Source organism: Thioalbus denitrificans (genome assembly GCF_003337735.1).
Taxonomy (GTDB): domain Bacteria; phylum Pseudomonadota; class Gammaproteobacteria; order DSM-26407; family DSM-26407; genus Thioalbus; species Thioalbus denitrificans.
In genome coordinates this window covers 224,919-231,210 of the sequence record NZ_QPJY01000006.1, presented here as the reverse complement: position 1 = coordinate 231,210, position 6,292 = coordinate 224,919, and the positions used below count along the sequence as shown (strand labels likewise).

The 6,292-nt window shown below is 67.7% G+C and carries 6 protein-coding genes and 4 tRNA genes; 8 read left to right on the top strand and 2 right to left on the bottom strand.

Annotation, left to right across the window (positions count from 1 at the left end; genetic code table 11):
- Positions 1-95 precede the first annotated feature (95 nt).
- The 4 genes from birA to DFQ59_RS13285 all read left to right on the top strand — a co-directional run bounded on the left by birA (position 96) and on the right by DFQ59_RS13285 (position 3,177).
- On the top strand, positions 96-1,067 hold the full coding sequence (gene birA, locus DFQ59_RS13300) for a bifunctional biotin--[acetyl-CoA-carboxylase] ligase/biotin operon repressor BirA (protein WP_114280188.1): 972 nt from the start codon (positions 96-98) through the stop codon (positions 1,065-1,067).
- Positions 1,064-1,825 carry a type III pantothenate kinase gene (locus DFQ59_RS13295; protein WP_114280187.1) on the top strand — a complete coding sequence of 254 codons (762 nt, stop codon included), beginning with the start codon at positions 1,064-1,066 and terminating at the stop codon, positions 1,823-1,825. The genes birA and DFQ59_RS13295 overlap by 4 nt, the downstream gene beginning before the upstream one ends.
- Positions 1,826-2,073: 248 nt before the next feature.
- The gene (locus DFQ59_RS19585) at positions 2,074-3,000 is read left to right on the top strand and encodes an SPOR domain-containing protein (protein ID WP_147275252.1); all 927 of its coding nucleotides are present in this window, start codon (positions 2,074-2,076) and stop codon (positions 2,998-3,000) included.
- A 101-nt stretch (positions 3,001-3,101) separates the two neighbouring features.
- Positions 3,102-3,177 (top strand) — tRNA-Thr (locus DFQ59_RS13285).
- A gap of 101 nt (positions 3,178-3,278) precedes the next feature.
- On the opposite strand, the gene DFQ59_RS13280 is transcribed toward DFQ59_RS13285, so the two are convergent.
- Together DFQ59_RS13280 and DFQ59_RS13275 are read right to left on the bottom strand one after the other, a co-directional pair.
- Positions 3,279-3,617, bottom strand: a complete 339-nt coding sequence (locus tag DFQ59_RS13280) for a YegP family protein (RefSeq protein ID WP_114280185.1) — start codon at positions 3,615-3,617, stop codon at positions 3,279-3,281.
- Positions 3,618-3,903: 286 nt separating this feature from the next.
- Complete coding sequence (locus tag DFQ59_RS13275) at positions 3,904-5,244, bottom strand: UDP-glucose dehydrogenase family protein (RefSeq protein WP_114280184.1); 1,341 nt, start codon at positions 5,242-5,244, stop codon at positions 3,904-3,906.
- A 540-nt stretch (positions 5,245-5,784) separates the two neighbouring features.
- Here DFQ59_RS13275 and DFQ59_RS13270 point away from each other — a divergent pair.
- The 4 genes from DFQ59_RS13270 to DFQ59_RS20655 form a co-directional block, all read left to right on the top strand.
- Positions 5,785-5,869 (top strand) — tRNA-Tyr (locus tag DFQ59_RS13270).
- A 65-nt stretch (positions 5,870-5,934) separates the two neighbouring features.
- Positions 5,935-6,008: transfer RNA gene (locus tag DFQ59_RS13265), tRNA-Gly, on the top strand.
- Between the two features lie 20 nt (positions 6,009-6,028).
- A tRNA-Thr gene (locus tag DFQ59_RS13260) sits at positions 6,029-6,104 on the top strand.
- A 92-nt stretch (positions 6,105-6,196) separates the two neighbouring features.
- Positions 6,197-6,292: GTP-binding protein (locus DFQ59_RS20655; protein WP_211314935.1), on the top strand; the 96-nt coding region annotated here is incomplete at its 3' end.

Sequence of the window (6,292 nt, the reverse complement as noted above, 5' to 3'; positions counted from 1 at the left end):
GTGGGGCTTCCCCATGTGAAAGTAGGTCACTGCCAGGCACCTATTCCAACCCCTGCCCCCATCGGGCAGGGGTTTTTTATTGCCATGAGATAATCATGGAGAAGACGCTCAAGCTCATTGCGCTGCTGGCCGACGGACGCTTCCATTCCGGTGAGGCGCTCGGCGCTGCGCTGGGTATGAGCCGGGCGGCGGCCTGGCAGCATCTCCAGCGCCTGCAGGGGCTCGGTGTGCGCGTGGATTCCGTCCCCGGGCGCGGGTACCGTCTCGCCGAACCCCTGGATCTGCTCGACGCGGCACGTATCAGTGCCGCACTCGGCGAGGAGGCGCGGGCCCTGATCAGCGGCATCGACGTCCTCGGCAGCACCGAGTCCACCAATGCCTGGCTGCAGGCGCACGCCGCCGGCCCGGCCGGCCACGGCCGCATCTGCCTGGCGGAGCATCAGAGCGCGGGACGCGGTCGCCGCGGCCGCAGCTGGGCTTCGCCCTTTGCCCGGAATCTCTATGTTTCCCTGGCCTGGGATTTCGCCCTGGGCCCCGCCAGTCTCGGGGGGCTCTCTCTGGCGGTGGGGGTCGCGGTGGCCGCGGCACTCGCGGATGTCGGCGCCGCCGGGCTGGGGCTGAAGTGGCCCAACGACCTCCTGATGGACGGCCGCAAGGCCGGAGGAATCCTGCTCGAGGTGAGTGGTGAGCTCGCCGGGGCAACCCGAACCATCATCGGTATCGGCCTCAACTACCGCATGCCGGCCGAAACACCCATCGACCAGCCGTGGGCCGACCTGCACGATGCGCTCCCCGCCGCCCCGTCACGGTCCGAACTCGCCGGCCGGGTCATCGATTCCCTGCTGCTGGCGCTGAGCCGGTTCCAGGAGCAGGGGTTCCCCGCTTTCGAGGCCGATTGGCGACGCTTCGACGCCATGCGCGATCGGGAGGTGATCCTCCATACGCCGAAGAGCGCCATCCGCGGCATCGCCCGCGGCGTGGATTCCAGTGGTGCATTGCTGCTGGAAACGGCCACGGGGCTGGAACGGTACTACGGCGGTGAAGTCAGCCTGAGGGCGGAGTCATGATGCTGCTGCTGGACCTGGGCAATACCCGGTTGAAATGGGCCTGGCTGCGGGACGGCAACGATCTTGCCCGTGGCGGCACGGTGGTCCACCAGGGAGTCGCGCCGGGAGACGTGGCGGAACAAACCCGCAGCGCGGGGATGCGCCCGGTACGTATACTGCTCGCGTCCGTCGCCGCACCGGCATACGCGGCCGCCCTTGCGGACGTCATGCAGGCCGATTACGGGGTGCCTGTTGAGCGTGTGGAAACCGCGGGATACGGCTGCGGCGTCCGCAATGGCTATCAGCGGCCGCAGCAGCTCGGGGTGGATCGCTGGCTGACGCTGATCGCCGCCCACTCCCTGGAGCGGGGCCCGGTCTGCGTGATCGACGCCGGCAGCGCGGTGACGGTGGACGGGCTCGCGGAGGACGGCACTCATGCCGGCGGCCTGATCTTCCCCGGCCGGCGCCTGATGCGCGCGGCCCTGGGGGGCGGGACGCACGCCATCGACCAAGAATTTGAAACGGGAAGCAGGCCACACTCCCGGACCGAACCCTTTGCCAGAAATACGGATGAAGGTGTAGAACTGGGGATACTGACTGCGATGGCCGCGGCGATCGATCATGCCTGCGATGCCTACGCCCGGCAGCTGGGTCTTCCGGTCGCCCGATTGCTGACCGGAGGCGATGCCCGGTGGCTGCAGCCAGCGCTTCAGGGCAGCTACCGGCTGGTTCCCGATCTCGTGCTCCAGGGGCTGGCCCTGTTCGCCCGGTCGGATTGAGCCGTTGTCGCGGAGGGCCAGGGAAGGTTTTTCCACCGTGAATCGATTCATGATCTCCCCACGCCGGGGGCATGCCGGTCTGTCCGTGCGGGAACTCAACCCCCCCGTCGGGAAGCGGTCTGCAGTCGTGCGCCGACGCCAAGCCGCGGAGCAGTCCCCGCGGGCGGGAAACGGTATCCACCGGCGCTGGAGCGAAGGCGGGCGGTGAGCGGCGAAGGGCATCCGGGACTGGCTGGCGGTATCCGACCATGAAATGGGTATTCCTCCTCGTACTGCTCGGCAACGGCGTGCTGTTCGGGCTCGGTATTGCCGGCAAGCTTCCCGCGCCGCCGACCGCGGCGGCTCCGGCCGTGGCTCATGGCCTGCCGCCGCTCGTGCTCTGGAACGAAACGGACGCGGGGAAAGCCGTCGTGTCTCCCTCCGCGGCACCGGCCGACGAGCCCGGTTCCCGGGGTGAAGAGGAGGGCGGTGCAGACAGTGGTGATCCAGTCCCCGCCACGGCTCCTGCCGGTTCCGGCCCGCACGCGCCCGCGGATCCATCCGCCGGCCGGGAGACGGGCGGGCGCGGCCTGGCGGATGACGCTTCCGTGGTCGCACCCGCGGCCGCCGCGGATCCGGGCGAGGAGGCGGATACCGGAGCGGTGCCGCCCGGTGATGGGGCACAGGAGCCGAACCCGGTGGCCGAATCCGCTGCCGCGGAGCCTGGTGGCGCGGGTGATGTGGCGCTGCGCCACTGCTACCGGGTCGGGCCCTTCACCGACAAGGAGATGGCCCGGCAGGTCGGCAGCCTGCTGGCGCAGGGCGGCGCACGGGTGGAGCCGCGGACCGGGAACCTTCCCCAGGTGCAGGCCTACTGGGTGCTCCAGAGCGGGTTTGCGGACCGGGACGCGGCCCTGGAGCAAGTGCGGGAGCTGCGGGGCAACGGGGTGGACAGCTTCGTCATCACCGACGCGGGACACGAGAACGACGTCTCCCTGGGGTTGTTCCGCCAGGAATCCGCGGCCCATCGCCATCGGGCCACGCTCGCGGAAAAGGGGATCGAGGCCGAGGTGACTCCCCGTGAACGGTACCAGGAGGTGACCTGGATCCTGGTGGAGGACGAGTCCGCCGGACCGCCGGAACTCCCGGCGGACATCGCCGCGCAGGCGACCATCGAGGAGAGGGCCTGCCCCTGAACTCCTGCGGCCGTGCGCTGCGGTTTGCGTTGCCGCTCCACGGTTCCGTGTCCTACAATGCAAGCCCCGCGCCGGGGCAGAGCCGGCGCATCCAGTTCCATGCTGGCGTAGCTCAGTTGGTAGAGCGGCTGATTTGTAATCAGCGGGTCGCGGGTTCGAATCCTGTCGCCAGCTCCAGAATCGGTTCCGGTCCGCGGGCCTGGACCGCCGCAGTCCGCCGGACCGGATGCCCCCGGTCCGGGGAAAAGGAACCCCGCCGTGGCGGGGTCCGCCGATGCTCAGTCCCCGGTCTTGTCATCCACGACGGCGTCCGGCGCGTTCTTCCTGACCGATTCGATCCCGTTGTCGCGCGAGGACTCCTTCTCGTAGACCTCGCTGGTGCCAATGACCTGGCCGTTGCTGGCCATCAGGTTGAACATGAACTTCCCGTTCCTGGTGGCCTTGCGCTCGAAGCGCTGGTCCATCGCTGCGTTCTTGCGTACGGATTCGACTCCGCTGGCCGCGCTGGCCTTCCGCTTGTAGCCCTCGCTGGCCAGGATGATCTGTCCGTTCCCGGCTTTCAGGCGGAAGCGGAACTCTCCTCTGGCGTCCTTGTAGATTTCGAACTTGCCCGGCATGGCGTGACTCCTCTTGGTGTAGGGATTGTTGTGAGGCGTGTCAGCAATTTCATTCACTGCCGGGTTCAGCCATTAACACCGTTGCCGTGGAAATGACGTGGACCAGTTCTCATTACGGATCGATGGCGGCGAGGTGTCGTGCCGCGCGCGGGCAGAGGCTTTCCGGCGTGGGCTTCGGTGCCGGGGCGGGCGGGGGCAGGGAGGGTTCGGGGAAGGGGGGGAGGGCGCGGCCCGCACGGCGCTGATTGCCGTGCGGGCCGCTGTCAGGAGCGTGCTTCCTGCCGGGTCAGGCGGGGCGGGGATTCACCTCGGGCCGACCGATGGCGTGATAGATGAAGCCCTCGTCGGCCATGCGCTGGGGGTCGTAGACGTTGCGTCCGTCGAACACCACCGGGGATTTCATGATTTCGCGCAGGGCCTGGAAATCGGGGCTGCGGAACAGGTTCCACTCGGTCACCAGCGCCAGGGCGTCGGCGCCCTCGGCGGCCTCCTCCGGGGTTGCGCACAGCACCAGGTCGGGCCGCTCGCCGTAGATGCGCTCGCACTCCTCCATGGCCACCGGGTCGTGGGCCCGGACCGTGGCGCCGTCGGCCCACAGGGCTTCCATCAGCACCCGGCTCGGCGCCTCGCGCATGTCGTCGGTGTTGGGCTTGAAGGCCAGGCCCCACACCGCGATGGTGCGGCCGGCCAGATCGCCGAAGTGGGCCTTGAGCTTGTCGTGGAGCACCGCCTTCTGGCGATCGTTGACCGCCTCCACCGCTTCCAGCACCGCCGGGGCGTGACCCACGCTGCGGCCGGTGTGGATCAGCGCCTTGACGTCCTTGGGAAAGCAGGAGCCGCCGTAGCCGCAGCCGGGATAGATGAAGTGGTAGCCGATGCGCGGGTCGGCGCCGATGCCGCGCCGCACCGCCTCCACGTCCGCGCCCAGTTTTTCGGCCAGTGCGGACATCTCGTTCATGAAGCTGATCTTGGTGGCCAGCATGGCGTTGGCGGCGTACTTGGTCAGCTCCGCGGAGCGGATGTCCATCATCACCAGCCGGTCGTGGTTGCGGTTGAAGGGGCCGTAGAGCACCCGCAGCAGCTCGGCGGTGCGGGGGTTGTCGGTGCCCACCACGATGCGATCGGGACGCATGAAGTCATCAATGGCCGCCCCCTCCTTGAGGAATTCCGGGTTCGAGACCACGTCGAACTCGAGGTTCCGGCCGCGGCTCTCCAGGACCCCGGCCAGCGCCTGGCGCACCTTGTCGGCGGTCCCCACCGGCACCGTGGACTTGTCCACCACGATGCGGTAGTCCTCCATGTGCTCGCCGATGGAGCGGGCCACGGCGAGAACGTACTGCAGGTCGGCCGAGCCATCCTCGTCCGGCGGCGTGCCGACGGCGATGAACTGGAACAGGCCGTGGGCCACGCCGGCGGCCACGTCGGTGGTGAAGGAGAGGCGGCCGGCAGCGGTGTTCTTGCGCACCATCTCCTCCAGGCCGGGCTCGTAGATCGGCACGCCGCCGGCCTTGAGCAGGTCGATCTTGCGCTCGTCCACGTCGACGCACAGGACGTCGTTGCCCACCTCGGCCAGGCAGGCGCCGGTCACGAGGCCCACATAGCCGGAACCGAAGATTGTCACCTTCATGGTTGGACTGGTTCTCCTTGGATCGGGTTGAGATTTCGGGTTTGGCGCCGGGAGCCGGGGTCAGGGCGACTGGAGCGCGGGCCTTCGACCGGGCAAGGCTGGAATCCACCGATCGGTGGCCGGCCCCGGCCGGGTGCGCTTCGCTGCGCCGCCGAAGCGGGGCGCGAGGCCGCGGGCGTCAGCCACCGGGGGTCTCCGTGCGCATACCGGCACGCAGGGCCGAAATGCGCCTCCGCGGCGGAGCGTGGGCCGCACCGGCGGGCGGCGCTGTGAGCGGGTCCGGCCGGGCCGGATGGCGCCGCAGCGATGTTGGGTGCACGGTGCGCACGATTCGGTGTTTCGGGATTGTCAATCGGCGTCGATGCTGGCATCATTCGCCGTCTCGTGACGATGGGCGCGAATCATAGCAGAACACGCAGCCTCCGTCATGAAATTGCGATGACAGCGCGGTTCCCCCGCAGCCACTTCGGGGTTCCAGATAAGAACGCGATGCATTGACAACCGACGGCGTATCACTCAAAATGTTCGGCTTACGTCATCGGAGGGGTTCCCGAGTGGCCAAAGGGGGCAGACTGTAAATCTGTTGGCTCAGCCTTCGGAGGTTCGAATCCTCCCCCCTCCACCAGATAGACAGCAAGGGGCTGGTCCGTTGGGACTGCGCAGACGGCTCCGCGGCGTCGGTAACGAAAGGCGGGTGTAGTTCAACGGTAGAACCTCAGCCTTCCAAGCTGATGACGTGGGTTCGATTCCCATCACCCGCTCCAGTTTAGAACGGAAAATCACAGCCCATATAGCTCAGTCGGTAGAGCACTTCCTTGGTAAGGAAGAGGTCACCGGTTCGAATCCGGTTATGGGCTCCAGTTTCGTGTGTGGGTAGTGTCGCTTCAGTGTGCGCTGGGGCAAATTCTCACAAGTCTCAACCTTGAAGACTCAGCTTTGAGGAGACGGTCGGATGTCCAAGGAAAAGTTCGAGCGTAAGAAGCCGCATGTGAACGTGGGAACCATCGGTCACGTGGACCATGGCAAGACGACGCTGACGGCGGCCATC